Here is a 26,474-nt window from a genome sequence, read left to right on the forward strand (position 1 = left end):
CCGCTGGGGCACGGCGAATTGCCACGGTTAGTGTCTGGAGTGATGTGATGACCCAATCCCTTGTTTCCGCGTCCGCCGCGACGGGCGTGCCCAAGGTCGGCATCGGTGTCCTGATCCAACGCGAGGGACGCATCCTGCTGGGCCGTCGCCGCAACAGCCATGGCGACGGCAGCTATTCCTGGTGCGGCGGCCATTTGGAGTATGGCGAGACCTTTGAGGAATGCGCTGTGCGCGAGGTGCGTGAGGAATGCGGCCTCGTCGTGCGTCGCCTGCGTTTCCTCTGCCTGCACAACATCCTGGCCTACGACCGGCACTATGTGGACATCCAATTCATCGCCGAGGAGGTTGATCCCGGCGAGCCCCGTGTGCTGGAGCCGCACAAGATCGCGGACTGGGGATGGTACGGCCTCGACGCTTTGCCAAGCCCCTTGTTCCGGCCCGTGGAGTTGGCCTTGGACGCCTGGCGGGCGCACCGCAGTTACACGCCTGTCTCCACGCCATTGGTGCCATAGCGGCATCGACGCGCGCCTTGTGTCGCAAGGTCTATTTCGAAAGCGCGTCTTTGGCGACACGTCGGGCTGAATATAAAGTTTTTATTACACTTTGTTGGCGGCCGCGGGTCCGGTTGGGTAACCCAGCGGGTAGCCAGCATGCGCCGTCTTTTTCCGGGGGGAGGGGGGAACGCTCCCGGCCATCGTCGTGGCCGGCGATCACTGAGGCTGGCCGCTGGCAGCGCCGGTGCGGAGAGCCAGGAGGAACGACAACAGATGAACAGCTTCGATGGCGCCATCCAGGAATTCCTGACCACCCATGCCTTCACCTCCGACGTGGCGAACCACGCCATCCGCACCATCGCCGACTTCTCGTTGTTCAAGGGACTTTTCCCCGTCGCCATCCTCTGGTGGGTGTGGTTTCGAGGGGGCAGGCGCGGGCTGTGGGAGAAGGAAATGGTCATCGCCACCTTCGTCAGCGGCTTGTCCGCCTTGGCGGTGGGGCGATTGCTGGCCCACTTCCTGCCATTCCGGGAGCGCCCCATCTACGACCCAACGGTGCCCTTCCACTTCCCCCTGAGCGGCACCAGCGAAAGCATCCTCAGAACCTGGAGTTCGTTCCCCAGTGACCACGCCATGCTGTGGATGGCGGTGTCGACGGGTATTTTCCTGGTCTGGCGTTGGGTCGGAGCGCTGGCCATGGCCTACACGGCAATCTTCGTGTGTCTGGTACGGGTATATCTGGGGTTGCACTTTCCCACGGATGTCATCGGCGGCGCCGTTATTGGCATGCTGATCACCCTTGTCATGACGCGGGACGCCGTCCGCCCGCTTTATACCACCCCTATCCTGCGGGTCATGATGCGCTTCCCCGCGCCGTGTTATACGCTTGCATTCCTGTTTTGTTTTGAGTTGGTCACGCAGTTCGATGAGATCCGCATGATCGGCCAGTCCATGCACAAGGTGTTGGAGGCCGGGCGCGAGCAGGCATCCCCGTCTTTATAGGCTGCCCAGATTGGGACAGCGCCCCGCCGCGATTAGCCCTTGCCCCTCCGTCTTTGGAGATAGCCCGCCCGCTTCAATTCCATGGCCGTTTCGGAGTCTGTATAAATAACTTTCGTTGTAGGTCTGTGCCCACAATTGTCAGGGACGATCCGGAACCATGTCCGATCCTCACGACGATGGCGGGGGTGATCCCCTAGCAACGACGGGACACGCCACGCAGCAGGCTCGCTCGGCCGCCCCCGGCGCTTCCACCCTTTATACAGCGGCCGACTTGGCGCTGGCTCGGGCCGCTGAGATGCTGCTGGGTCTGCGTGGTACCCGTGCCTATGCCGAGGCATCGCCCGAAGAGCGGCGGGAGCTGGAATCCTACGTCCTGGATTTGGTGGGCGGACGTTCCACAAGGTTGCTGCAGCTTAAGCTCTTGGCGCCGTGACGCAGGACTGGACCCATTCTGCCCGCTTTCAAAACCAAATGCCCCGCGCAGGGGCTGGGCGCCGGTGCCCATACCAGGAGGGTTCCCCACCAGCATTTGCCACCGGATAGGTTTAGCGGCACACTCTGCTCGTGTAGCGTGGCTCATCCGCTCGCTTGAGCGGCGAGCTTGCGGTGTCGGCCCGATGCGAGGGGAGGGGGCTCATGGCCTGGGGCGGAATCAAGCGTGTCCTGTCCAACCTGATGGGGGCCAGCAATCGGCGCACCTATGATCGCCTGTCCGTTGACAGCCAGGTTCAGTTGAGTTGCGGGGACGTGATCGTTTCCTGCCGTATTGCGGATGTCTCGGCCGGTGGCGCGTTCCTGACCCCTGGCCCTGACCTGCCTATCGGTACCGAAGGGGTGCTGCGCCTCCCCGGCGCGCCGGTCGCCGCCGCTGTGCGCATTGTCCGGCGGACCGACAATGGCGTCGGAATCGAATTTCAGCGTGATGGTGTGGGTGCCATTGTTGCCGGATGGGTGCGCGCCATCAGCGGCACGCATCATTCACAGGCAGACGATACCGCGCGCCCCGGCGCCTGACTGATCCCGGCAATACCCGCTGCGCGGCGTCTCATACGCCGCAGAACAACTCGAACTCCTTGACGGGCAGTGGACGGGCGAACAGATAGCCCTGACCCTCCTCCACCCCCATGGCCCGGAGCAGAGAACGCTCCGCTTCCGTTTCCACACCCTCAGCCACCACCTTCAGGCCCATGGCCTTGGCCATGGCGACGATGGCCTGCACGATATGGCGGGTGCCGATGTCCTGCTCCATGTCCTGCACGAACTTCCGGTCCACCTTCAGGCAGTCCAGGGGCAGTTCCCGCAGATAGGAGAGGGAGGAGTAACCGGTGCCGAAATCGTCCAGCGCCAGCGCGACACCGCAATCGGCGATCCAGGCCATCTGGCGCAGGGCGCCCTCCAGATCCTCGGGCAATACGGACTCGGTGATCTCCAACTGCAGCAAGTGCGGCGGGATGCCAGTTTCGCGCAGCAGCACGTCAATCAGGGCCGGCAGGTGGCCCCAACGGAATTGACGCTCCGAGACATTGACCGCGATCTGCAGCGGCTGCCGTCCCGCCTCGATCCACGATTGTATCTGGCGGCAGGCGGCGCGCAGGGCCCATTCGCCGATGGGCACCATCAGGCCCGTCTCCTCGGCGATGGGAATGAATTCCATGGGATAGACCAAGCCGCGGGTGGGATGCCGCCAGCGGATCAGCGCCTCCCCCCCGATGGGGGTGCCGTCGGTGATGGACACCTTGGGCTGGTAGTGCAGCACGAACGCCTCATCGAGGATGGCCTGGCGCAGCTCCGTCTCGGTGATCAGCTGGTGGCGCAGCCGTTCCCGCATCTGCTCGGTATAGTGCAGGTAATGGGCGGATCCGGACTTGGCCACCTCTCCCTGGGCGATGGCGGCGTTGCGCAGCAGGGCATGGCCGGTGGTGCCATCGTCGGGCGAAACCGCCACGCCGATCTTGGCCACCATGTACAGCAACCGTCCCTCGACCAGGATGGGTTCGCCAATACGGGCGGCCAGGGCGGATGCGGTGAACAGCGCCTTGCTGGCGTGGCTGAGGTTGGGAAGGAACAGGGCGAACTGCGCACGGGCGATGCGGCACACCGCGTCACCACTGCCGCACAGCCCCAGCACCCGCTCCGCCATCACCGCCATGGAGGCGTCCAGCGCCTGCTGGCCCAGCAGCTTGTACAGCTCCGCCATGCGGGAGATTTCGATGACCAGCACGGCGCAGGGGCCGCTGTGACCGGCCAGGTGATCGTCGATACGGCGGGTGAAAGCGGAAATATCCTGCAGGGCACCGGCACCGGGAGGTGCAGAGTCGGGTCTGGCGACGACGGTCAGGCAGGCATCGGTCACGATAAAGGCTAGGCCGCTTGTTCTCGGTTGAATTTGACCTTAGACCATTTTCTGTCTCGGCCGCATGAGGAAACTGCGCCATCCATGCAATATTCGACAAATCCCACGGAATCTGACCGTATCTGTGGCGCGCGCGCACTGAAGCCTGACCTACAGTAGTAGGCTGTTTGTAGGAGTAAGCCTTCTCCTCCTTGGCTTTGCCCAGCAATGATGATGGGAGACAAGAGTCTTGAGTTTCGCCCTGTCCAAGATTTTCTGGACGCTGACGGCGCCCGGCAACCTGTTGCTTTTGTTTTTGTTGGTCGGACTTTTTGCAACCGGGGGCTTCAGGGCGCGGCGTTCCTTGCGTTGTGCCCGCGCCGCGGCCCTGGGCTTTCTCATCGTCGCCGTGCTGCCCGTGGGCGCCTGGAGCATGCGCGCGCTGGAACAGCGCTTCCCGGCCCCCGCCGCGCTGCCCGATCATGTCGACGGCATCATCGTTCTGGGCGGGTCGGTGGACCAGGTGGCCACCGCCGAGACCGGGCAGCCGGAGGTGAATGCCGCCGCCGAGCGCCTGATGGTCATTCCGGAACTGGCGCGGCGCTATCCGGACGCCCGCATCGTTTTTTCCGGGGGGTCGGGAGAATTGCGCGACCCCGACGAGAAGGAGGCGCCGGTGGCCCGCGCCGCGCTGGAAGAAATGGGTATGGACATCGGGCGCGTCACGTTCGAGGGGCAGTCGCGCAATACCTGGGAGAACGCGCTGTTCAGTCGCGACCTGATGCGGCCGCAACCGGGGCAGACCTGGCTGCTGGTCACATCGGCCTTCCACATGCCCCGGTCCATGGGCATTTTCCGCCATGTCGGCTGGCCGGTGATCGCCTATCCGGTGGACATCCGGGCGCCCCGCACCTTGCTGTACCGGCCGGATTTCGACCTGTTGCGCGGTCTGGAACTGCTGTCGCAATCGGTGCATGAGTATGTCGGGCTGGTGGCCTATCGCCTGCTGGGCCGCACCGACAGCCTGTTCCCCGGCCCGGACCTTCCTGCCACCGGCGGCCCAGGCCCTGGCGCTGCCACTAAAACGCCCTGATTCCGTTCCTAATTCCAATCCTGCCCAATTCCGTTTCCCTCCGCTGCCCACCCGTCATTCGAGGACCCGCCTGTGATCCGCATCGCCGTCCGCCGCCACTCCCTGTCCCGTAGCGCCGGAATGGGGCTGTTGTCGGCTTTGTTGCTGACCGGGTGTGCCAATGGCCCGCCGGCGGCGGCCAGCGCGCCCATCCCCCCTCAGCCGGCCGCGGTGGCCCAACCCGCGGCACCGGCGACACCCCCCGCCACCGTCATCACCCCGGAACAACAGGCTGACTTCTCCCGCTGGCTGGAGGGGGTGCGCCAGGAGGCCGAGGCCCAGGGCATCACCAAGGCGACCCTGGACCTGGCGCTGTCCAATGTGCAGGAACTGCCGCGCGTCATCGACCTGGACCGCAAGCAGCCCGAGGGCACCGTCACCTTCGCGACCTACGCCGACCGCGTCCTGACCAAGGACCGCATCCAGCGCGGTCGCGAGATGATGCGGCAGAACGCGGCCCTGCTGGCTCAGGTCAGCGCCCGGTATCATGTTCAACCGCAATACATCGTGGCGCTGTGGGGTCTTGAAACCAACTACGGTCGCATCACCGGCGGCTTCCGCATCATCGACGCCCTGGCCACCCTGGCCCACGACGGCCGCCGCCCGGCTTATTTCCGCAAGGAATTGATCCAGGCCCTGCGCATCGTCCAGGAGGACAAGGTCGATCCCGCCACCATGAAGGGCTCTTGGGCGGGGGCCATGGGCCAGGTGCAGTTCATGCCCAGCGCCTTCTTCAAGTTCGCGCAGGACTTCGACGGCTGCGGGCGCCGCGACATCTGGACCAAGACCCCGGACGTCCTGGCCTCCGCCGCCAATTATCTATCCACCGTCGGATGGGACGCGACCACCACCTGGGGCCGGGAAGTGACGTTGCCCGCGAAAGGTCTGGATGCGGCCGCCGCCGCCGGCCTGGACAAGAAGCGCACGCTGGCGGAATGGGGGCGGGCGGGGGTGAAAACCGTGGATGGCAAGCCATTGCCCGCCCGCGCGCTGTCGGCCTCGCTGGTCATCCCGGATGGGCCGACGGGGCGTGCCTTCCTGGTCTATGACAATTACCGCGCCATCATGAACTGGAACCGGTCCACTTATTTCGCGACCACCGTTGGTTTGCTGGCCGATCAACTTGGCGCGGCGCCTTGAGATGTTGTAGGGTGCTGCCACAATCCATAGCGGTGTGCGAGTGATGAGCCGGGCAAATCTGGTGAAGCGGACGGCGACGGCCGCTGCCAACGAATCGACGTGGCGGTTCCCGTGGATGGGGACCGCCCTGGCCGGGCTGTCGCTGGGGGCGCTGCTGCTGACGGGCTGTGCGCACAAGGCGGAGCAGCAGGGGCCCGCGGTCGTCCAGAAGACTCCGAGCCCCAGTGCCGCCGCCACCGGCCAGCCGACCTACAAGGTGGGCAACCCCTATCAGATCGGTGGCATCTGGTATTACCCGCGCGCCGACTATGACTACGACCAGACCGGCATCGCCAGCTGGTATGGACCGGGGTTCCACCAGGAGCGCACCGCCAACGGCGAAATCTTCGACCAGAACGAACTGACGGCCGCGCACCAGACCCTGCCTATGCCCAGCCTGGTGCGGGTGACGAACCTGGACAACGGCCGCTCCATCGTCGTCCGCATCAACGATCGTGGTCCCTTCGCCGCCGGCCGCATCATCGACCTGTCCCGCCGTTCAGCCCAGTTGCTGGGTATGGAACAGCAGGGCACGGCCAAGGTGCGGGTGCAGATCCTGGCGGATGAAAGCCGCGCCATCGCCGCGGCGGCCATGCAGGCCGGCGGCGCCCAGGTGGCTCTGAACGCGCCGCCCAGCAGCGCCGCCCCGGTGCCCACCACCATGGCGGACGGCAGCCCCGTGCCCAAGGCGGCACCCCGCCCCAGCGTGACGGTGCAGGGCCAGGCTCTGCCGCCAGCACAGGGGGGGGCGGCACCAGGGCCGAGTCCGGCACCGTCGCGGCCCATCCAGGCCCCCACCACCATTCCCGGCACCACGGAGCCCGACGGACGCTTCCTGCCGGCGCCGGTGGTGCAGCAAGTCGCCGTTGGCCCGGGGCCGAAGAAGATTTACGTCCAGGCGGGGTCCTTCACCCTGTTCGACAACGCGAACAAGCTGCGTGCCCGGCTGGCCGGCATCGGCCCATCCTTCCTGGCACCCACCATGGTCAACGGCACGCAGTTCTTCCGCGTGCGTGTCGGCCCGCTGGACACCCCGGAACAGGCGGACAAGGTGCTGGACCAGGTGGTCGCCGCTGGAAACAATGGGGCCCGCGTCATCGTCGAATAATCGGGGGCGAACAGCCCCCTAACAATGATGCGCCAAAGGGCTTGCGGATCACCCGCCCGCCGCAGCACCCTGTCGGGCGCCGCGTCCGGGCAGGCAGATGCACGGGTTGGGACATTTTGGCCATAGGCCGTCTGGAGACTGGCACGGCCGCCGGCCATGGGGCATGAAGCCCCCCTACATGCTTTAGGGCTTGCTTTAGGGCTATCGGACACGCAGTCGGGATAGAAGAGACATGGAACTGAAGGTTTTGGCGATGCGCGGCACCAAGCGGGCCGCCCTGGTGATGGTGCTGCTGAGCGGCCTTTTTGGGGGCGTGGCCCCCCTGGCGGTGCAGGCGGCCACCATCGATACCGAGGGCCGCCAGGCCATCCTGATGGATGCCGACACCGGTACCGTCCTGTTCGCCAAGAACGCCGACCAGCACATGCCGACGTCGTCCATGAGCAAGGTCATGACCATGTACATGGTCTTCGACCGGCTGAAGAACGGCAAGCTGTCGCTGGAGGATACCCTGCCGGTCAGCCGCCGCGCCTGGGAACTGGGGGGCGCCAAGACCGAAGGCTCCACCATGTACCTGCCGCTGGGCGCCAACGTGAAGGTGGAGGATCTGATCCGCGGCGTGCTGGTGCAGTCCGGCAACGATGCCACCATCGTCCTGGCAGAGGGCCTGGGCGGCACGGAGGAAGCCTTCTGCCGCAACATGACCAAGCGCGCCCATGACATGGGCATGAAGGACAGCAACTTCACCAACGCCGCCGGCCTGCCCGACGCCAACCATTATTCTACGGCGCACGACCTGGCCATCCTGGCCATCCACACCATCCACGACTTCCCCGAGTATTATCATTATTTCTCGGAGCTGGAGTTCACCTACAACAAGATCAAGCAGGGCAACCGCAACCCGCTGCTGTACCGCAACATGGGCGTGGACGGCCTGAAGACCGGCCATACCGAGGCCGGCGGCTACGGCTTGATCGCGTCGGCCAAGCGCGGCGATCGTCGCCTGGTACTGGTGATCAACGGTCTGACCAGCATGCAGAGCCGCGCGGACGAGCCCGCCCGCCTGCTGGAATGGGGCTTCCACGAATTCGACGACTACGCGCTGTTCAAGGCGGGGGACACGGTCGACACCCTGCCGGTGTCGCTGGGCACCGCCGACACCGTGCCCGTCGTCATTCCGGACGCGCTGAAGATCACCCTGACCAATGAGCAGCGCCGCGCCATGAAGGTGTCGGTGGTGACGCAGTTGCCGCTGGCCGCCCCGGTGGCCAAGGGCGCCACCGTCGCCACCCTGAAGGTGACGGCCCCGGACCTGCAGACGGTGGAAATCCCCCTGCAGGCGGCCAACGACGTGCCGCGCCTGGGCCTGTTCGGCCGCATGGGCGCCGGTCTGCACCGCATGATCTTCGGCAGCTGAGGACAGAGATGCCGACCGGTCGGTTCATCACGCTGGAAGGCGGGGAAGGGGCGGGGAAGTCCACCCAGATCCGTCTGCTGGCCCATGCCCTGGCCGACCGGGGCGTGGAGGTGGTGACCACGCGGGAACCGGGCGGCGGCTCCGATGGTGCCGCCGCCATCCGGGGCCTGCTGGTGGCCGGCGACACGCCCTGGCAGCGCCTGACCGAGGCGCTGCTGCACAATGCCGCCCGGCATGAGAATGTCGAGGCGCTGGTGCGCCCGGCCCTGGCCCGGGGCGCCTGGGTGCTGTGCGACCGCTACGTCGACAGCACCGTCGCCTATCAAGGCTACGCCATGGGGGTGGACCGGGGCATTCTGGGCGAGTTGCACCGCCTCTCCACCGGCGGCCTGATGCCCGATCTGACCCTGGTGCTGGACCTGCCGGTAGAGGCCGGCCTGGCCCGCGCCTGCTCCCGGCCGGGGACCGAGGACCGATACGAGCGTATGGGCTTGGCCTTCCATGAACGCCTGCGCCAGGGCTTCCTGGACATCGCTGCCCATGATCCGGCCCGTTGCGCCGTGATCGATGCCACCGGCGACATTCCTGCCATTCAAGCTCGGCTGCTGGCGGTGGTGGAACGGCGCCTGGGTCCGCTGGGGAGGGCTGCCTGATGCCGCCTGCGGCGTTCGACCGGGAGAGTGTGCCGGCCCCCATCGCCACGTACGACCTGATGGGGCATGCGGCGGCGGAGCAGACGCTGCTGAAGGCCGCCACCGGCGGGCGGCTGCATCACGCCTGGCTGATCGGCGGGCCGCCCGGCATCGGCAAGGCCACGCTGGCCTATCGCTTCGCCCGCTTCCTGCTGTCGGGCGGGGCGGAACCGCAGGATGACGGCCTGTTCGGCGCGCCGCCGCCGCCCACCAGCCTCTATGTCTCGCCCGAGAACCCCATCGCGCGGCGCGTGGCCGCCGGCGCCCACGGCGACCTGCTGACCATCCAGCGCACCTGGGATGAGAAGCGCAAGCGCTTCAAGCGCGACCTGCCGGTGGAGGAGGTGCGGCGCATCGCCCCCTTCCTGCGCCTGACGGCGGCGGAGGGGGGCTGGCGCATCGTCGTGGTCGACGGCGCCGACCAGATGAATGCCAGCGGCCAGAACGCCATCCTGAAAATCCTGGAGGAGCCGCCGCCCCGGGCCCTGATCCTGCTGGTGGCGGACAATCCGGGCGCCTTGCTGCCCACCATCCGCTCACGCACCCGCACCCTGATGCTGGAGCCGCTGCCCACCACAACGGTGCGCAGCCTGGTTAACCGCATCATGCCGGACCTGGAGATGGGGGATGCCGCCGCCCTGACCACCCTGTCGGATGGCAGCATCGGCCGGGGGCTGGATCTGGCCGCCGCCGGCGGGCTGGATCTCTACCGTGTGCTGCTGGGCGTGCTGGACACCCTGCCGCGCCTGGATCTGGCCGCCGCCCATGCCCTGGCCGACCAGGTGGCCCGGGCCGGACAGGACACGGTGTGGGAGACGACCACCGACCTGCTGCTGTGGTGGCTGGCCCGCTTCAACCGCGCGTTGGCCCGCGACCAGGCGGCGCCGGAGATCGTGGAGGGCGAGGCCGCCCTGATGGAACGTCTGGCCTTCGCGGCGCGCCGGGATCGTGCGCTTGATCGCTGGATGGAGGTATGGGACAACGTCAACCGCCTGTTCGCCAAGGCGGAAGGCGCCAATCTCGATCGCAAGCAGGTGATGTTGAGCGCGCTGCGCACGATCGAGGCGGCGGCGTCCTGAGGCGCTGTTATCGTCTCTCGCCGCCCTAAATAATAAACCGACAGCCGTTAGCCGGAGAGTTGCCATGTCCGGGCGCCCGCCCTTCTACATCACCACGCCGATCTATTACGTGAACGACGTGCCGCACATCGGCCACGCCTACACGACGATCGCCTGCGACGTGATGGCCCGCTTCAAGCGTCTGGACGGCTATGACGTCAAGTTCCTGACCGGCACGGATGAGCATGGGCAGAAGGTGGAGAAGTCGGCGGAGAAGGCCGGCATCGACCCGCAGACCTTCACCGACCGCGTGTCGCAGAACTTCCGCGACCTGACCGGCCTGCTGAACATCTCCAACGACGACTTCATCCGCACCACCGAGCCGCGGCACGTCAAGGCCGTGCAGGCGCTGTGGCATAAGCTGGTGGAAAGCGGCGACATCTACCTGGGCTCCTACGCCGGTTGGTACTCCGTCCGCGATGAGGCCTATTACGGCGAAGATGAGCTGCGCACCGACGAGCAGGGGCGCAAGTTCGCGCCCACGGGGGCGGAGTGCGAATGGGTGGAGGAGCCCAGCTACTTCTTCCGTCTCAGCGCCTGGACCGATCGTCTGCTGGCTTTCTATGAGGCCAACCCGGACTTCATCCTGCCCGCCGGCAAGCGCAACGAGGTCATGAGCTTCGTGAAGGGCGGCCTGAAGGACCTGTCGGTCAGCCGCACCACCTTCGACTGGGGCGTTCCCGTCCCCGGCGACGAGAAGCACATCATGTATGTCTGGCTGGACGCCCTGGCCAACTACATCACCGCCATCGGCTATCCCGAGACGGGGGAGGGCAGCGCTTATGCCCGCTATTGGCCGGCGCTGCACATGGTGGGCAAGGACATCCTGCGCTTCCACACCGTTTACTGGCCGGCTTTCCTCATGGCTGCCGGCTTGCAGCCGCCGCGCCGCGTGTTCGCCCATGGCTGGTGGACCGTGGAGGGCGAGAAGATGTCCAAGTCGCTGGGCAACGTGGTGGCGCCGTCCGAGCTGCTGGAAAAATACGGCTTGGACCAGACCCGCTATTTCCTGATGCGCGAAATCCCCTTCGGCAACGACGGTGACTTCTCCCGCCGCGCCATGGTCACCCGCATCAACAGCGAGCTGGCCAACGGCTACGGCAACCTGGCCCAGCGCTTCCTGTCCATCATCCAGAAGAACTGCGGCGCCGTAGTGCCCACGCCCGGTGACTTTACCGAGGCGGACAACGCCCTGCTGGCCGCCGCGCGCGGCCTGCTGGACACCCTGCGGACTGAACTGGACGTGCAGGCCTTCCACAAGGCGCTGGATGCCCTGTGGGTGGTGGTGGGCGACGCCAACCGCTACATCGATGAGCAGGCGCCCTGGGCCCTGAAGAAGACGGATCCGGCCCGCATGGCCACGGTGCTGTATGTGCTGGCGGAGGCGGTGCGCCGCGTCGTCATCCTGACCCAGCCCTTCATGCCGGGTTCCATGGCCAAGGTGCTGGATCTGCTGGCCGTGCCGGCCGACGCCCGTGATGTCGCCCATCTGGACCAGGCGCTGGTGCCCGGCACGCCGCTGCCGCCGCCGCAGGGAGTGTTCCCCCGCCATGTCGAGGAGACGGAGGGCGCCGCCTGATGCCCGACGGTGTGTCCCAAAAGGCTTTCCTGATCGACAGCCACTGCCACCTGGACTTCCCCGACTTCGTGGAACAGCGCGATGCGGTGGTGGAGCGGGCACGGGCGGCGGGGGTCGGCGCCATGCTGACCATCTGCACCCACCTCAGCCGCTTTCCCCAGGTGCACGCGGTGGCGCAGGCCTATCCCGACGTCTGGTGCACGGTGGGCGTCCACCCCCACCAGGCGCTGGAGGAGCAGGATCTGTGCACGGTTGAAAAGCTGCGCGAGCTGGCGGCCTACCCCAAGGTCGTCGGCCTGGGCGAGACCGGCCTGGACTATTACTACAACAAGAGCCCGCAGGAGGTTCAGGAGGCCAGCTTCCGCGCCCACCTGATCGTGGCGCGCGAAACCGGCCTGCCGGTGGTCATCCATACCCGCGACGCGGATGAGGACATGATCCGCATCCTGCGGGAGGAGGGCGGGGCCGAGGGCAAGCTGCGCGGGCTTCTGCATTGCTTCAGCTCCTCTCCCGAGCTGGGGCGCCAGGCGCTGGAGATGGGGCTGCATATCTCCTTCAGCGGCATCGTCACCTTCAAGAAGTCGGATGAGCTGCGGGAGTTCGCCCGGGAAGTCCCGCTGGACCGCATGCTGGTGGAGACCGACGCGCCCTTCCTGGCGCCGGTCCCGCTGCGCGGCAAGACCAATGAGCCGTCCTTCGTGGCCCACACCGCCCGTTTGCTGGCGGAGGTGAAGGGCATGGACCCGGCCGAGTTGGCACGGGCCACCACCACCACCATGCTGACCCTGTTCGACCGCATCCCGCCGGCCGAGTGCGGCACCCTCACCACAGGATTCCCGGCGTGAGGGACGGCATGCGGGTGCGCATCCTGGGCTGCGGCGGGTCCGGCGGCGTGCCCATGATCGGCAACGTCTGGGGCGATTGCGACCCGAATGAGCCGCGCAACCGCCGCCGCCGCGCCTCCATCCTGGTGGAGACGGACGACACCACGGTGCTGATCGACACCGGGCCGGAGATGCGGGAGCAGTTGCTGGACGCCCGTGTCACCCGCATCGACGCCGTGGTCTACACCCACGCGCACGCCGATCATGCCCATGGCATCGACGATTTGCGGCAGGTCAACTGGATGAACCACCAGCCACTGCCCATCTATGCCGACGCGGTGAACCTGGGGCAGTTGCAGGAGCGTTTCGACTATTGCTTCAAGCCGCAGGACCGGCCGGACTGGTTCCCGCGCCCCTGCCTGGTGCCGCATACCATCACCGGCCCCTTCACCATCGGCGATCTCACCTTCATCCCGTTCCACCAGGACCATGGGCGGATACCCAGCCTGGGCTTCCGCATCGGCGATTTCGCCTATTCCACGGACGTGGTGCATCTGGATGAGAGGGCCTGGCGGGTGCTCGAGGGCGTGGACACCTGGATTGTCGACGCCACCCGCATCGAGCCGCACCCGGTGCATGCCCACCTGGATCTGGCGCTCAGTTGGATCGAGCGGTTGAAGCCCCGGCGCGCCTATCTCACCCACATGAACCACCAGATGGACTATTGCACCCTGATGGCGGCCCTGCCACCCGGGGTGGAACCGGCCTATGACGGCCTGGTGCTGGAGATGGCGTGAACCATCCGGCACCAGACCGCCGTCAGGCGCCGTTTTAGTATGCGACCTGGGCGCGGAAGCCCACGGCCTGGTAACGCAGGCCGGTTTGGTTCTGCAGCGTGGCGCCGCTGAGCTTGCTGACATCCACGATCTGGTAGTCCGCCATGAACTTCAGATGGTCGTTCGGATACCAGTTCAGCCCGACCTGGATGACGTCCTGCTGGCCGCCCGCCACGCCGCCGGTCACCGATTGGGCCAGGAAGCGCTGGACATGGCTGTTCAGGTTGATGTCGCTGTAGCGGGCCGCCAATTCCAGCGCACCCCAGTCATTGGTCTCGGGATTGAACGGGTGGGCGACCTTGAGCCCGCCGAAACCGCCGCGCGCCGACTGGTACAGGCGCGGCTCGCCCGTCAGCACCCAGGACGCGTCCACATAGGCGCCTTGGAAGGTGAGGTCGGGCGTCTGGCTGGCGCCGCCCAGGCCAGCCCCGGCCTGATGCTGGCGGTTGATTCCGATCTCCACATACTCCGCCTGGACCAGGAAGTTCTGGTAGCGCAGGCCCACTTCCGGGTTCCAGGTGTAGACGCCCGTCGCCGGCATGGACCCGGTGTTGATCAGCTTGCTGGTGTCCACCCGCAATTCCGGCTGCACCGACAGGGCCAGGTTCTGCGCCAGCCGGTTGCTGTCGTTCTGGTTCATGCTGAACACCTTGGACCCGCTGAAGCCCAGGTGGACGTCATAATCCTCGCCATAGACCGGGCGGCCCGCCACACGCATCACGGCACCCGTCTGCTGGCCATTGGAGGGCTGGGTGGTGGAGATGGCGGTGGTGACCGATCCGGTGCTGCCGATGGATGAGGTCGCGGTGGTGGTGGACTGGCCGCCATAGGCCTGGCCCGTCAGGAAGCCGGAGACGAAGAAGCGATCCTGGTAATAGCGGGCGCCCACGGCGGCGCGGGCGTCGCCGGCGGCGATATTGCGCTCCACATCCATGATGGCCGGGCGTTCCATGAACATGAAGTCGTTGGAACTGGGTGCGTCCTGCAGGCTGATGTTGGGTTGCAAATACCCCAGCGCCGCCGTGAAACCCTTGAACGGCATATAGGCCAGGTTGGCCTCATACAGGTATTGCGTGTTCTGGCGCCCGTCCGGCGATCCGCCGAAGTCCGGCGTGACGGTCGCCGTCACATCGCCATAGCGGAAGACGAAGGGAATGCGGATACGGCGGGCGTTGACGCCATCGCCCAAATCCACGCCCGAGCGCTTCACGCTGGCGTTGTCTTCGAAATAGGCGGCCGCGTCGAACTGCGCCTGCAAGCCGATCTGCAGCGTGCCCTTGCCGCCGAACGCGGTGAAGGTGGGGCGGCCACCTGCCATGGTGAAGCTGCCGTTGTCGCCGCTGCTGGCCTCCAGCTTGGCGATGGTCTTGGCCTGGGTGGCCGCCTGCGCCGCGACCTGTTCCGCCTGGACCTTGGTTTCCGCCTGCGCCTTGGCGTCGGCGGCCTCGCGCGCCTCCAGTGCGTCCAATCGGGCCTGGATGGCCTGGCTGACCTTCATCTGCGCCTCCAATTGGGCGCGCAGCCGTTGCACCTCTTGCGTGGCCGTCTCTGCCGCATGAGCTGGCAGGCCGGCCATCAGGCCGCAGGCGGCGGTGAGCAGGAACACGCCGGTTCGCCCGGGCCGGGACGTCCGCGTTTGCTTCGACATTTTGAGTAACCCTTCATCTGTATTCGATCGCACCTGATCGGGATGCAGGGTCAATTCTAGGCGCTATATTTATATCTTTATTGCGTCAACCTGATAGTATTTCATGATCGGTCGATAACTGAATCTGAATATTGGTGGGTTCAGATGTTGTGGATATCGAAATACTCTGTTTTCGATATGGGTCAAGGTCAATCAGCCTGGCAGACTCCAATCGTCCGCCTTGTCCACGGCAACCGGTATGCGTGGCGCGCGGTGCTGGGCAAAAATGCCAGCATTGCGAGTGTGCGTTGTGTCACACCGCCGTCATGGTAAAATCCCTGCCATCGACAAACGGTTCGGGTGCCCAAGAATGCGGCGGTCCGGTTCCTGTTTCCTCAGCCCGCGGCGCCTCAACGCCGCCCTCGGCTTCCGTGTCTAAGGCTACATAATCCTCCCATGAGCCAGCGCCGCCCCTGACACCGGCGGCACCCTGACGCATCCCCCCATTCCCATTCCGCCCTGCGCATGCCCTTGACCCTGGGTGTTCGCTGACGGCGGTGCCGCGCCCGGACCCCGTCACGGATCCGGACCGGGCGCCCGCATCATGATCCGTCGAACGAGGCTTCCATGCTGGAGTTCCCTTCCTGGGCGCTGCCCACGCTGTATGTCGTGGGCACCGTCCTTGGTGTGCTGGTCCTGGCGTTTACAACGGGCGCTGTTGTCTACATCCGTAACGACGCCGTGGGCGTGGTCGAGAAACTGTGGGCCCTGGGCGGCTCGGTCGAGGAAGGTTTCCTCGCCCTGGGTGGAGAGGCCGGCTTTCGGCCCGAGACCCTGCGCGGCGGCTTTCATTTCTTCATGCCGCTACAATACCGCGTGCACCGCGCCAATCTGGTGACCGTCCCCCAGGGCAGCCTGGCCTATCTCTTTGCCCGTGGTGGCCAGCCCCTACCCAACGCGCAGGCCCTTGCCCGCTGGCCCACCGGGGTGGGGGTGGAAAACGCCCGCGCCTTCGTCAGCCAAGGCGGCCAGCGCGGCCCCCAGCGCCGCATCCTGCGGGAGGGTGTCTACGCCATCAACACGGCCCAGTTCATCGTGTTCACGGAATCCGCCACCCATGCCGTCACCCTGGGCGACGCCAGCGATGTGCGGGCGGTGGAGACGATGCGCCAGTTGATCGAGGAGCGTAACGGTTTCCGCCCGCTGATCATCCGCGACCATGAGGACGCGGTGGGTGTGGTCACCGTCCACGACGGCCCGGCCCTGGATCATGGCGAAATCATCGCCCCCACCGTGGGTACGCATGCCGCCGATGGGGCCACCTTCCACAACTCCTTCCAGGATCCGGAAACCTTTCTGGCGGCGGGCGGCCGCCGGGGCCGGCAGGAGCAGGTGCTGGTGGAGGGCACCTACTACATCAACCGTCTGTTCGCGACCATCGAGGTGCGACCCAAGACACTGGTGGAAATCGGCAATGTCGGCGTGGTCGTTAGCTTCACCGGCCCGCGGGGCACTGACGTCTCCGGCTCCGACCACAAGCATGGCGAGCTGGTGGCCCAGGGCCAGCGCGGTGTCTGGCAGACGCCCCTGCATCCCGGCAAGTACGCCATCAACCCCTATGCCGTGAAGGTCAGCACGGTGCCGACCACCAACTTCGTCCTGCGGTGGATCGAAGGTCGCAGCGAGGCCCATGGCTTCGACGATAACCTGGCGGAGATCAAGCTGATCACCAAGGACGCGTTCGAGCCGGTGCTGCCCCTGTCCATCGTCGTGCACATCGGCTACGACGACGCCCCCTGGGTGGTGCAACAGTTCGCGGACATCAAGAAGCTGGTTGAACAGACCCTCGATCCCATGGTCAGCGCCTGGTTCAAGGACGCCGCCCAAAGCCGCACCCTGATCGAGCTGGTGAACCAGCGCGCCGAGGTGCAGCGGGAAGCCCTGGCGGCCATGAGCGCCCGGTTCGCCAAGTACCGCCTGAACGTGAAGGAGGTGATGATCGGCACGCCGCGCGCGGCCAAGAACGACACCCACATCGACACCATCTTCGAGCAGCTGCGTGCCCGCCAGGTCGCCCGGGAAAAGGTGGAAACGTATGAAAGCCAGCAGGTGGCGGCGGCCAAGGAGCTGGAACTGCGCGCCGCCGAGGCGCGGGCGGCGGCCCAGGGCGACCTGACCAAGTCGGCCGTGTCGATCGAGGTGGCGCAGAACCACGGTCGTGCCGAGCTGGCCCGCAAGACCCAGGAGGCGGAGGCGACCAAGGTTATGGCCGAGGCGACCGCGATGCGCACCCGCACCGAGGGCCGCGCCGAGGCCGACCGCGTGGCCGCCATCGGTGACGCCAACGCCCAGGCCGCCAAGGCCCAGGTCGACGCCTTCGGCGGGGCGGAGATGGCCCTGTCCAAGGAGGTCGCCGCCATGCTGAGCGGGGCCATCACCCAGGCCAAGGTGCCGTTGGTGCCCACCGTGGCCATGGGCGGCGCCGAGGGGGGGCATGGCACCCTGGTGGATGCGCTGGTCAGCCTGCTGATGGCCCAGGGCGGGCTGGACACCTTGGTGAAGCAGCGGGGCAAGCAGCCGGAGACGGCGGCCTAAGCTCTGAAGCTTCAGGAAGGCCGGGTCGGAAACGATCCGGCCTTTCGGCCTGTGGGGCGAAGGTCCGGCGCCTCACCCCACAGGCCCGGCTTCTTGGCGGATGACGGCGCCTTCACTCCCAGGGGCCACAGCATGGCGAAGACCAGGAACCATCCCGTCGCCCCGGCCGCCAGCACGCAGAATACCGCGAAGGGCGGCATGTAGCGCAGGAGCGTGAAGGCCATATACAACACCGCCAACAGGATCAGCCACATCAGGGGCTCGAAATAGAAAATCCACGCCAGGAAAGTCCACTTGGAATAAACCTCCGCCCCGCAGTTCGGGCAGACGAAGGGCTTGGACTTTGTCATGTTCGCCATGGGTGGGACCGTATGCTTATGGCATGCGGGACAGGGGCGGGGCGGCATCAGGGGCATGGCCAGAACCCGAAAAGCTGCTAGGTATACCGCCATTACCGGCGGCGTCTCCATCAAGCTATGGCGGGAAGACGCCCTGTCCAGGACCACCTATGCAGAGTGCAGGGTCATCCGCTTGCCAATCCCCGGGGTGCGGCACTTTCCACCCCTGCGAATTGGCCATGCCCGCAAATTGGGCCGGGTGTCGCGGAAATGACTTCTAACCCGGGTATGGTCCGCCCATCCTTGATGGTCCCGAAAAAGCAGGGTCTTAGATGCGACACTCCCATTCCCTCCGCCGCCGTTTGTCCCTGGCCGCCGTCTTTGTTTTCGCGGTCCAGCCGGCCGCCTGGGCGTGGAGCAACCACACACTTTGCACCTGGCCGGCGGTGGAGGCCATGCCCCAAGTGGCCGGCCACAGCGTGCCGGCGGAGTCGCTGACCGGCTTCCTGGCCAAGGAGACGGCGGCCCTGCCGGCGGTGCTGGCGGAGGAGGAGCGCTGGGCCCAGGCCAATGTTCCCTTCTATGCCTCCCGGCCGGACGCGCTGGCCTTCGCGGTGGCGGCGGATGCGGACGCGGCGGCGCTGAAGCGGGCCTTCGTCCATGCCATCCGCGTGAACGAGGACGTGCCCTTCGCGCTGTACCTGCAACGCCAGCCCGGCACCAGCGCGACCGTGGGGCGCGAGATGACCTGGCCGGATCTCAGCATTCTGAAGGACCCGGAGGACGCGGATCTGAGGCAGATGGAGCGGGTGGAGGAGGGGGAGGCGGTGCCGATTGCCGATGTCATCGCCACGGCGTCGAACGAGCCAGACTTCGGCCTGGACATCGGCCTGTTCCAGGACAACGGCCAGAACCAGGGCAAGCTCTACGCCTTCGGGACGCAGCCCTTCGGCAACCCGTTGCTGGACTATGGTAGTCAGGCGCCCTTCCACATGGGTTTCTATCATGAGGCCGGCATCCTCTATAAGGCGGCGCCCTACCTGCAGCACACCTATCCGGAGGCGCGGGTCCACCTCTACATGACCCTGTCGCGCTTCGCCTTCTCGTCGGGCCACCCCTATTGGGGCTGGCGTTTCGCCGGCTGGGCCATCCATTACGTCCAGGACATGGCGCAGCCCTATCACGCCCGTGTCCTGCCGGGCGTGAGCGTACCGTCCATGCTGTGGACCAGCGTGCTGGACATGGCGGGCATCCACGGTCCCAAGATAGCCGCCCTGAACCGGGTGACCAACCGCCACACCGCGCTGGAGAATTACCAAAAGAACCGCATGACAGCGGCGTATGAGCAGGGTGACAAGGCTGATCCCCTGCTGGCGGCGCTGCGCGACACCCGTGGCGACGCCAGCTTGGAAAAGGTGCAAGCGGCGGATCTGCTGGGCGCCATCAGCACGCAATCGGTGGCCGTGGCCGACACGCTGGACGCCCAATTGGAGCGCACCTTTCCGCCCCGCTATGTCTCCGACGCCGCCACCAATCTGGATGGCAAGGCCGCGAACCTCTATATCCTGTCGCGCCAGGCGCCGGCGGCCGACCAAGCCAAACTGGCGGACCTGGTCGCTGACCGCATGCGCCAGGCGGGCCGGGACACGCGGGCCGTCATCCGCGCCGTGGCGCCGGAAGCCACGGCTGCCGCGCGCTGAGACGGATCACCCCACGACGTGGCCGCCGTCAGCTGCGGCCATAGCTGTCTTCCAGGCGGACGATGTCATCCTCGCCCAGATAGGGTCCGGACTGGACCTCGATCAGGTTCAGGGGGATCTTGCCCGCGTTCTCCAGCCGGTGGGTGCATCCCAGCGGCAGGTAGATGGATTCATTTTCCCGGACGAGTTGGGTTTCGCCATCGCGGGTGACCGTGGCGGTACCGTTCACCACGACCCAATGTTCCGATCGGTGGAAATGCTTTTGCAGGGACAGCTTGTGGCCCGGGTTCACGGTCAGCCGCTTCACCTGGAACCGCTCCCCTTCATGCAGGGTCTGATAAAAGCCCCAGGGGCGATAGACGCGCGGGCGGGTCAGCGCTTCGCGGCGGTTGTCCTTCTTCAGGGTGGCGACGATGCCTTTCAGCCCATCCAGACGGTCCTTGTTGGCCACCAGCACCGCATCCGGCGTGGTGACCACGATGACGTTCTCCATGCCCAGCACGGTGGTCAGGACGCCATCGGTACGCACGTAGCTGCCTTGGGTATCGTGCAGCACCACGTCGCCGTGCAGGCAATTGCCCCTGTCGTCCACGGGCAGAACCTCCATCAGCGACTTCCAGGAGCCGACGTCGCTCCACCCGATGCTGCACGGCACGACCGCGGCACGGCGGGTCCGGGCGAACAGGGCGTCGTCGATGGAGATGGACGGCGCCTTGGCGAAACTGTCCGGGTCCAGGCGCTGGAAATCCAGATCCTTCGCCCGCTTGTCCACGGCTTGGCGCACCGCGTCGATCAGCGCGGGCTCAAACTCGCCCAACTCTTCGATCAGGCGGTCGGCGCGAAAGAGGAACATGCCGCTGTTCCAGAGGTGCTGGCCGCCCGCCAGATAACCTTCTGCGACGGCCCGGTCGGGCTTTTCCACGAACTCCGCCACCGTGAAGGCGCCTTGCGCGCCATCCAGCGCGTCGCCCTTGCGGATATAGCCGTAGCCGGTTTCAGCCCGCGTCGCCTCGATGCCGAACGTGACGAAAGCGCCATCGAGCGCGGCGGGGATCGCCTTTCGCAGGGCGTCCCGCCATGCCGCCTCATCCACGATCCAATGGTCGGCCGGCAGCACAAGCAACAGCCGCTCAGGCTTGGTCGTGGCCGCCACCAGGGCCGCGGCGGCGATGGCTGGCGCCGTGTTGCGGGCCACCGGCTCCAGGAACAGGCTGTCCAGCCCGATCCCCAGGTGGCGGGCCTGCTCCGCCACCACAAAGCGGTGCTCGTGGCTGGCGATGACTATCGCCGGGTCCAGGCCCGCCTCATGACAGCGGCGCAAGGTCCGCTGCAACAGCGACACCTCATCAACCAGGGGCAGGAATTGCTTGGGATAGAGCTCCCGGGACAGGGGCCAAAGCCGCGTGCCGGAACCGCCGGACAGAATCAGCGGAAGTATCTGCGCCTGGTCCATGACACCCCTCGAAACAGAGTCACCGTCGCATGCCACATTCGGCCCGCTGGAGGAAGCGAACCGATGATTCAATCGGGGCTTCCCCTTTGCCAACGGCAAAAACGCACATACTCAACCAGCCGCACCTGAACTGGGCCTGGAACCGGCGTCCGTCGTTCCAGTTCCTGAACAATCATTTCCGGATTACGGACCTCCTCGCCAACCCTGCCGGGCGGTATTGCTTAACCCAAGGGCGGCCCACAGGCGCCAGCCCGGGATCACGGAGAAGACCATGGGTTTGCTGGTTGACGGAGAATGGCGCGACGTCTGGTACGAAACGAAATCGACCGGCGGCCGCTTCGTGCGCAAGGACAGCGCGTTCCGCCATTGGGTCACCGCTGACGGCGCCCCTGGACCGGGCGGCGAGGGCGGCTTCGCGGCGGAGCCCGGCCGCTATCATCTTTATGTCAGCCTCGCCTGCCCTTGGGCGCACCGGACCCTGATCCTGCGCGCGCTGAAGGGGCTGGAGGATGCCATCAGCGTCTCCGTCGTCCATTGGCGCATGTTGGAACGGGGATGGACCTTTGAGGAGGGCCCGGGCACCGTCCCGGATGCGGTGAACGGCGCTGATGCGCTGTACCAAGTCTACCAGGCCGCCGACGCACACTACAGCGGGCGGGTCACAGTTCCGGTGTTATGGGACAAACAGCGCCGGACCATCGTGAACAACGAATCCTCCGAAATCCTGCGCATGTTCAACAGCGCCTTCGACACCGTGGGCGCCCAGCCGGGCGACTATTACCCCGCTGCGCTGCGGCCGGAGATCGACGCGCTGAACGCGCGCATCTACGACACCGTCAACAACGGCGTCTACAAGGCGGGCTTCGCCACCAGCCAGGCGGCCTACGAGGAGGCCATCACGCCGCTGTTCGACACGCTGGACTGGCTGGACGACCGCCTGTCCAGCCGCCGTTTCCTGACCGGCGACCACGTGACGGAGGCGGACATCCGCCTGTTCACCACCCTGGTGCGGTTCGATCCGGTCTATGTCGGCCATTTCAAATGCAACATCCGCCGCATCGCCGACTACCCGAACCTGTCGGCCTATCTGCGGGATCTCTACCAACTGCCGGGCGTGTCCGGGACCGTGAACTTCCAGCACATCAAGGGCCACTATTACGAAAGCCACCGCACCATCAATCCCACCGGGATCGTCCCCGCGGGCCCGGTGCAGGACCTCACCGCCCCCCATGGGCGGGAGCGTCTGTCGGGGGCGAACCCGCTGCCGGTGTGATCCCGATCCCGAAAAGCAAGCCCCTGGGAACGAACCGGTGCCCAGCAAGCATGGGCGTCGACAGTGGGGCGGCGGGCACCGCAGGATGGCATCCGCCCGGATGATCCGAAGAAAGCCCTGCATGCCCGCCGTTCCCCCCAGCGTACCCCACGCCGACCGCCGCTTCGCCGCCTTCCTGTTCGACATGGACGGCACCTTGGTGGACAGCATCGCCGCCGCCAATCGCGCCTGGTCCCGCTGGGCGGCGCGTCATGGTCTGGACCCGGCACCGGTGCTGGCCACCATGCACGGCGTGCGGGCGGTGGAAACCATCCGGCGCTGGAGTCCCCCCGGCACGGATGTGGAGGCGGAGGCGGCACTGCTGACGCTGGCGGAGATCGAGGATGTGGAGGGGACGGTCGCCATACCCGGCGCGCCCGCTTTCCTGGCAACCCTGCCACCGACGCGCTGGGCCATCGTCACCTCGGCCCCGCGCGACCTGGCCCTGGCGCGGCTGGGGGCGGCCGGCCTGGCGCCGCCGCCGGTGATCATCACCGCCGACGACGTCAGCCGGGGCAAACCCGCCCCCGATCCCTTCCTGCTGGCCGCGCGGCGGTTGGAGGTCGCACCGCAGGATTGCCTGGTGTGGGAGGATGCGCCGGCCGGCATCGCGGCGGGGGAGGCGGCCGGCGCCGCCGTGGCCGTCATTACCGCCACCCATCACGCCCCGCTGGACACCCCCCATCCCACGGTGCCGACCTACGAGCATCTGGCCGCCGTGGTGGAGGCTGGGCGCCTGCGCGTCACCGCGCGGACCTGATCAGGCCCAAAGGCCAGGTCCCTTTTCCACGATCAGGTCGGCCAGGGCCGCCGGTGCCCCTTGCAGCCGGCGGCTGCGGCCCAGCACGACGAACTCCACCTCCGCCAACAGGGGCAGGGCGCCGCTGGTCCCCATGTCCACCAGGTCGGAACCGGGCGCCCGCATCAAAAGCGGCGATTGCGCCATGACCCCCAGGCCAGCCTGGGCGCCGGCGCGCAAGCCCGCCAGCGTCTCGCTGGAGCAGGCGACGAACCAGGACCGCCGCGCGCCGTTCAACGCCTCCATCGCCAATGTGCTGGTGATGGAGGCGTTGGGGTAAAGCACCAGGGGCACCGCTTCCTCGCCGCCCAGCGCGAACTCCCGGTGGGCCAGCCAGGCCAGACGTTCCCGGTGGATCAGCGTGCCGCGATCATCCCCCGGTTGGCGCTTGGCGAACACCAGGTCAAGGCGGCCGGCATCCAGCTTCTGATACAGCAGGCTGGTCAGCCCCACCGTCAGCTCGACGCTTAGATTAGGATTGGCACGGCCGACGTCGCGCAACAGGTCGGCCAGGCGCGTCAGGGTCAGGTCGTCCGATACGCCCAGCCGCACCCGGCCGCGCGGCGCGCTATCGGCGAAATAATCCGCCGCCTGGCGGCTGAGTCCCACGATGTCGCGCGCCAGTTCGGCCAGGACCGTGCCGTCCGCCGTCAGTTCCACGGTGTGGGTGTCACGCTCGAACAGTTGGCGGCCGCAGGCGGCCTCCAGCCGGCGGATATGCTGGCTGACGGTGGACTGGCTGATACCCAGCGCGGTCCCCGCCGCCGTGAAGTGCCGCGTGTCCGCGACGGCCAGGAAGGTGCGTAACTGGTTGATGTCGAACACCGATCATTCCGCTCAGTAATAACTGTTATTTCTGCACATCGTCCGCAGACCTATCCATATTGGGCGTGTCGGCAGCAAGTCATTGGAATTGATGACCGCTGGCCCGGCGACAAATCGTCCCAGAAGAACATGGCGGCCCTTAACCCGCCCGCGCCCCTGCTCTGGGTTCGGCGGAAGGGCACTGCCCTGCCTTGCCCGAGGTATCCCTCATGACAGATTTCACCAGGCGCAACATCATCGCGGCCGGCGCCGTCGCCGCCGCAGCAGCGGCGGCAAATTCCGCCGGCGCCGCCACCTTCGGCAACCCCGACCGCCCGGCCCAGGGCCGCGTCAACCTCAGCAACCCCATCGCCGGTCAGGAACCGGGGCCGCAAAATCCGGCCCTGGCCAACCAGTTCCCCTCTTTCCAGGACCCGCCCGCCACCGATGTGGCCGGCATGGACCTGTTCTGGGCCTCCTTCAACAACGCGCACAAGCGCATCCAGGATGGCGGTTGGGCGCGCGAGGTGACGCAAGCCGACTTCGCCATTTCCGAGGCGGTGTCGGGCGTGAACATGCGTCTGGGGCCGGGGGGCGTGCGTGAGCTGCACTGGCACCAGCAGGCCGAATGGGCGGTGATGACCGATGGCAAGTGCCGCATCACCGTCATTGACGCCGACGGCCGGCCGGCCGTGCGCGACGTGAAGGAGGGGGACCTGTGGTACTTCCCGCCGGGCCTGCCGCACTCCCTGCAAGGGATCGGGACCAGCGGCGGCGAGTTCACCCTGGTGTTCGACAACGGCCGCGCGTCGGAGTTCAACACCCTGCTGCTGACGGAATGGATGGCCCACACCCCGCCCGAGGTCCTGGCCGATAATTTCGGTCTGCCGCAGAGCGCCTTCAAGAACATCCCCGTTGATGACCTCTGGATCTACCAGGCCAAGGACCCGATCCCGCCGCTGGAAGAGGTGCAGAAGGCCGTGCGTTCGCCGGATGGTGAGCCGGAGTTCGAGTTCACCTTCTCCATGGGTTCCATGAAGCCCACCCGCGTCACCAAGGGCGGCTCGGTCAAGGTGGTGGACACCCGCAACTTCCCCGTCAGCAAGACCATCGCCGCCGCGCTGGTCACCATCAAGCCGGGCGGGCTGCGCGAGCTGCATTGGCACCCCAACGCCGACGAGTGGCAGTATTACCTGAAGGGGCAGGGCCGCATGACGGTGTTCAACACCGGCCCGCGCGCCCAGACGGCCGACTTCCGCCCCGGTGACCTGGGCTACGTCAAGAAAAGCTTTGGCCATTACGTCCAGAACACCGGCACCGAAGACCTTGTGTTCCTGGAGATCTTCAAGGCCGACCGCTTCCAGGAGGTGTCGCTGGCGCAATGGCTGGCCTGCACGCCGCCGGAACTGGTGGCCCAGCATACCAACATGGACCCCAACCTGATCCGGCAGTTCAACAAGGCCCGTTGGGACATCCTGCCGGCCTAAGGCTCACCCGCATCTTCCACATTCTTCGCCATCCCCCGCGCGCCTTTTTGCGGGCGGGGGATGGCGACCTTGGGGAATCCGACCATGCAGAACGTTCTGCCGGCCTGGCGCCAATTCCTGATCTTCCAGTCTCCGCACCAGCTGCTGTCCTACACGGCGGGTACCGGGGCGAGCATCGCCGCCGGGCTTTTCCTGTTCGTGGGCCTGCCCCGGCTGCTGGGGCAACAGACCATTCCGCCTGACATCCTGGCGGGGACGCTGGCCTTCTGCCTCGCCGTGTCGCTGCGGGTGCCGTACGAGGTGCAGCCCCTCCGCTGGCGCGTCACCGTCGCCTTCCCCGACCTGATGGCGGACCGCATCGCCCGCATCCTGGCCGGGATCGACTACCTGCCGGACGACCGGTCGCAGGGGAGGACCCTCTACCGCTTGGCCTTGCCCCGGTCGCTGGCCTGGCTGCGGTGGCGGGAGTGCGCGGTCGAGGTGCGCGTCCAGGGTGGTGACATCACGATCACCGGTGCCCGCATCGCCGTACGCCATGTGCAACGGGCGTTGCGACAGGCGTGAGGGCCGGCGGGCGGCTGCCGCTCAAGCAAGCGCCATTTCGCCGCATGGGGTTGAGACGTTTGAGTGCTTGTCTCCGCGCCGT

24 protein-coding genes are annotated in these 26,474 nt (G+C 66.6%); 19 read left to right on the forward strand and 5 right to left on the reverse strand.

Annotated elements, in window-relative coordinates; genetic code table 11:
- Positions 1 to 47: 47 nt before the first annotated feature.
- From FBZ90_RS07910 to FBZ90_RS07925, 4 genes are all read left to right on the forward strand, one after another.
- Positions 48 to 512 carry a nucleotide triphosphate diphosphatase NUDT15 gene (locus tag FBZ90_RS07910; protein WP_145730765.1) on the forward strand — a complete coding sequence of 155 codons (465 nt, stop codon included), beginning with the start codon at positions 48 to 50 and terminating at the stop codon, positions 510 to 512.
- Between the two features lie 255 nt (positions 513 to 767).
- On the forward strand, positions 768 to 1,496 hold the full coding sequence (locus FBZ90_RS07915) for a phosphatase PAP2 family protein (RefSeq protein ID WP_145730767.1): 729 nt from the start codon (positions 768 to 770) through the stop codon (positions 1,494 to 1,496).
- A 157-nt stretch (positions 1,497 to 1,653) separates the two neighbouring features.
- On the forward strand, positions 1,654 to 1,929 hold the full coding sequence (locus tag FBZ90_RS07920) for a hypothetical protein (RefSeq protein WP_145730769.1): 276 nt from the start codon (positions 1,654 to 1,656) through the stop codon (positions 1,927 to 1,929).
- Between the two features lie 203 nt (positions 1,930 to 2,132).
- On the forward strand, positions 2,133 to 2,510 hold the full coding sequence (locus FBZ90_RS07925; protein WP_145730771.1) for a PilZ domain-containing protein: 378 nt from the start codon (positions 2,133 to 2,135) through the stop codon (positions 2,508 to 2,510).
- A gap of 31 nt (positions 2,511 to 2,541) precedes the next feature.
- On the opposite strand, the gene FBZ90_RS07930 is transcribed toward FBZ90_RS07925, so the two are convergent.
- On the reverse strand, positions 2,542 to 3,849 hold the full coding sequence (locus FBZ90_RS07930) for a putative bifunctional diguanylate cyclase/phosphodiesterase (RefSeq protein ID WP_145730773.1): 1,308 nt from the start codon (positions 3,847 to 3,849) through the stop codon (positions 2,542 to 2,544).
- Between the two features lie 343 nt (positions 3,850 to 4,192).
- Here FBZ90_RS07930 and FBZ90_RS07935 point away from each other — a divergent pair, with 343 nt between their 5' ends.
- From FBZ90_RS07935 to FBZ90_RS07975, 9 genes are all read left to right on the forward strand, one after another.
- Positions 4,193 to 4,921 carry a YdcF family protein gene (locus FBZ90_RS07935; protein WP_246130215.1) on the forward strand — a complete coding sequence of 243 codons (729 nt, stop codon included), beginning with the start codon at positions 4,193 to 4,195 and terminating at the stop codon, positions 4,919 to 4,921.
- Positions 4,922 to 4,993: 72 nt separating this feature from the next.
- The gene (locus FBZ90_RS07940) at positions 4,994 to 6,100 is read left to right on the forward strand and encodes a lytic murein transglycosylase (protein ID WP_246130216.1); all 1,107 of its coding nucleotides are present in this window, start codon (positions 4,994 to 4,996) and stop codon (positions 6,098 to 6,100) included.
- A gap of 43 nt (positions 6,101 to 6,143) precedes the next feature.
- Positions 6,144 to 7,247, forward strand: coding sequence for a septal ring lytic transglycosylase RlpA family protein (locus FBZ90_RS07945; protein ID WP_246130217.1), 1,104 nt, complete (start codon positions 6,144 to 6,146; stop codon positions 7,245 to 7,247).
- Positions 7,248 to 7,479: 232 nt separating this feature from the next.
- Positions 7,480 to 8,664 carry a D-alanyl-D-alanine carboxypeptidase family protein gene (locus FBZ90_RS07950; RefSeq protein WP_145730778.1) on the forward strand — a complete coding sequence of 395 codons (1,185 nt, stop codon included), beginning with the start codon at positions 7,480 to 7,482 and terminating at the stop codon, positions 8,662 to 8,664.
- Between the two features lie 8 nt (positions 8,665 to 8,672).
- Positions 8,673 to 9,317 (forward strand): dTMP kinase, encoded by a 645-nt coding sequence (tmk, locus tag FBZ90_RS07955; RefSeq protein WP_145730780.1) that lies wholly within the window; start codon positions 8,673 to 8,675, stop codon positions 9,315 to 9,317.
- Entirely contained in the window at positions 9,317 to 10,435 is a 1,119-nt protein-coding gene (locus tag FBZ90_RS07960) for a DNA polymerase III subunit delta' (protein ID WP_145730782.1), read from the forward strand. Before tmk ends, FBZ90_RS07960 begins: the two co-directional genes overlap by 1 nt.
- 64 nt (positions 10,436 to 10,499) lie before the next feature.
- Entirely contained in the window at positions 10,500 to 12,053 is a 1,554-nt protein-coding gene (gene metG, locus FBZ90_RS07965) for a methionine--tRNA ligase (RefSeq protein WP_145730784.1), read from the forward strand.
- Positions 12,053 to 12,898: a TatD family hydrolase gene (locus FBZ90_RS07970; RefSeq protein WP_145730786.1), complete on the forward strand. Its 846-nt coding sequence runs from the start codon at positions 12,053 to 12,055 to the stop codon at positions 12,896 to 12,898. Before metG ends, FBZ90_RS07970 begins: the two co-directional genes overlap by 1 nt.
- On the forward strand, positions 12,895 to 13,674 hold the full coding sequence (locus tag FBZ90_RS07975) for an MBL fold metallo-hydrolase (protein WP_338121710.1): 780 nt from the start codon (positions 12,895 to 12,897) through the stop codon (positions 13,672 to 13,674). Before FBZ90_RS07970 ends, FBZ90_RS07975 begins: the two co-directional genes overlap by 4 nt.
- Before the next feature lie 34 nt (positions 13,675 to 13,708).
- Here FBZ90_RS07975 and FBZ90_RS07980 read toward each other — a convergent pair whose 3' ends face one another.
- Entirely contained in the window at positions 13,709 to 15,361 is a 1,653-nt protein-coding gene (locus tag FBZ90_RS07980; RefSeq protein WP_145730789.1) for an OprO/OprP family phosphate-selective porin, read from the reverse strand.
- 606 nt (positions 15,362 to 15,967) lie between these two features.
- Here FBZ90_RS07980 and FBZ90_RS07985 point away from each other — a divergent pair.
- Positions 15,968 to 17,935 (forward strand): SPFH domain-containing protein, encoded by a 1,968-nt coding sequence (locus tag FBZ90_RS07985; protein WP_145730791.1) that lies wholly within the window; start codon positions 15,968 to 15,970, stop codon positions 17,933 to 17,935.
- An 11-nt stretch (positions 17,936 to 17,946) separates the two neighbouring features.
- On the opposite strand, the gene FBZ90_RS07990 is transcribed toward FBZ90_RS07985, so the two are convergent.
- On the reverse strand, positions 17,947 to 18,294 hold the full coding sequence (locus tag FBZ90_RS07990; RefSeq protein ID WP_145730793.1) for a hypothetical protein: 348 nt from the start codon (positions 18,292 to 18,294) through the stop codon (positions 17,947 to 17,949).
- 311 nt (positions 18,295 to 18,605) lie between these two features.
- Between FBZ90_RS07990 and FBZ90_RS07995 the strand changes: the two genes are divergently transcribed.
- On the forward strand, positions 18,606 to 19,973 hold the full coding sequence (locus FBZ90_RS07995) for a phospholipase C/P1 nuclease family protein (protein ID WP_145730795.1): 1,368 nt from the start codon (positions 18,606 to 18,608) through the stop codon (positions 19,971 to 19,973).
- 28 nt (positions 19,974 to 20,001) lie between these two features.
- On the opposite strand, the gene FBZ90_RS08000 is transcribed toward FBZ90_RS07995, so the two are convergent.
- Entirely contained in the window at positions 20,002 to 21,426 is a 1,425-nt protein-coding gene (locus tag FBZ90_RS08000) for a mannose-1-phosphate guanylyltransferase/mannose-6-phosphate isomerase (protein ID WP_145730797.1), read from the reverse strand.
- 271 nt (positions 21,427 to 21,697) lie between these two features.
- On the opposite strand from FBZ90_RS08000, the gene FBZ90_RS08005 reads away from it, so the two are divergent.
- Positions 21,698 to 22,699, forward strand: coding sequence for a glutathione S-transferase family protein (locus FBZ90_RS08005; RefSeq protein ID WP_145730799.1), 1,002 nt, complete (start codon positions 21,698 to 21,700; stop codon positions 22,697 to 22,699).
- A 121-nt stretch (positions 22,700 to 22,820) separates the two neighbouring features.
- A complete protein-coding gene (locus FBZ90_RS08010) occupies positions 22,821 to 23,498 on the forward strand; it encodes an HAD-IA family hydrolase (RefSeq protein ID WP_145730800.1) in 678 nt (225 codons plus the stop codon).
- On the opposite strand, the gene FBZ90_RS08015 is transcribed toward FBZ90_RS08010, so the two are convergent.
- On the reverse strand, positions 23,499 to 24,362 hold the full coding sequence (locus FBZ90_RS08015) for a LysR family transcriptional regulator (RefSeq protein ID WP_145730802.1): 864 nt from the start codon (positions 24,360 to 24,362) through the stop codon (positions 23,499 to 23,501).
- A 209-nt stretch (positions 24,363 to 24,571) separates the two neighbouring features.
- On the opposite strand from FBZ90_RS08015, the gene FBZ90_RS08020 reads away from it, so the two are divergent.
- Positions 24,572 to 25,828, forward strand: coding sequence for a cupin domain-containing protein (locus FBZ90_RS08020; RefSeq protein ID WP_145730804.1), 1,257 nt, complete (start codon positions 24,572 to 24,574; stop codon positions 25,826 to 25,828).
- An 84-nt stretch (positions 25,829 to 25,912) separates the two neighbouring features.
- On the forward strand, positions 25,913 to 26,392 hold the full coding sequence (locus FBZ90_RS08025; RefSeq protein ID WP_145730806.1) for a hypothetical protein: 480 nt from the start codon (positions 25,913 to 25,915) through the stop codon (positions 26,390 to 26,392).
- Positions 26,393 to 26,474 lie beyond the last annotated feature (82 nt).

The sequence above is a fragment of the Nitrospirillum pindoramense genome, assembly GCF_007827955.1.
Taxonomy (GTDB): domain Bacteria; phylum Pseudomonadota; class Alphaproteobacteria; order Azospirillales; family Azospirillaceae; genus Nitrospirillum; species Nitrospirillum amazonense_B.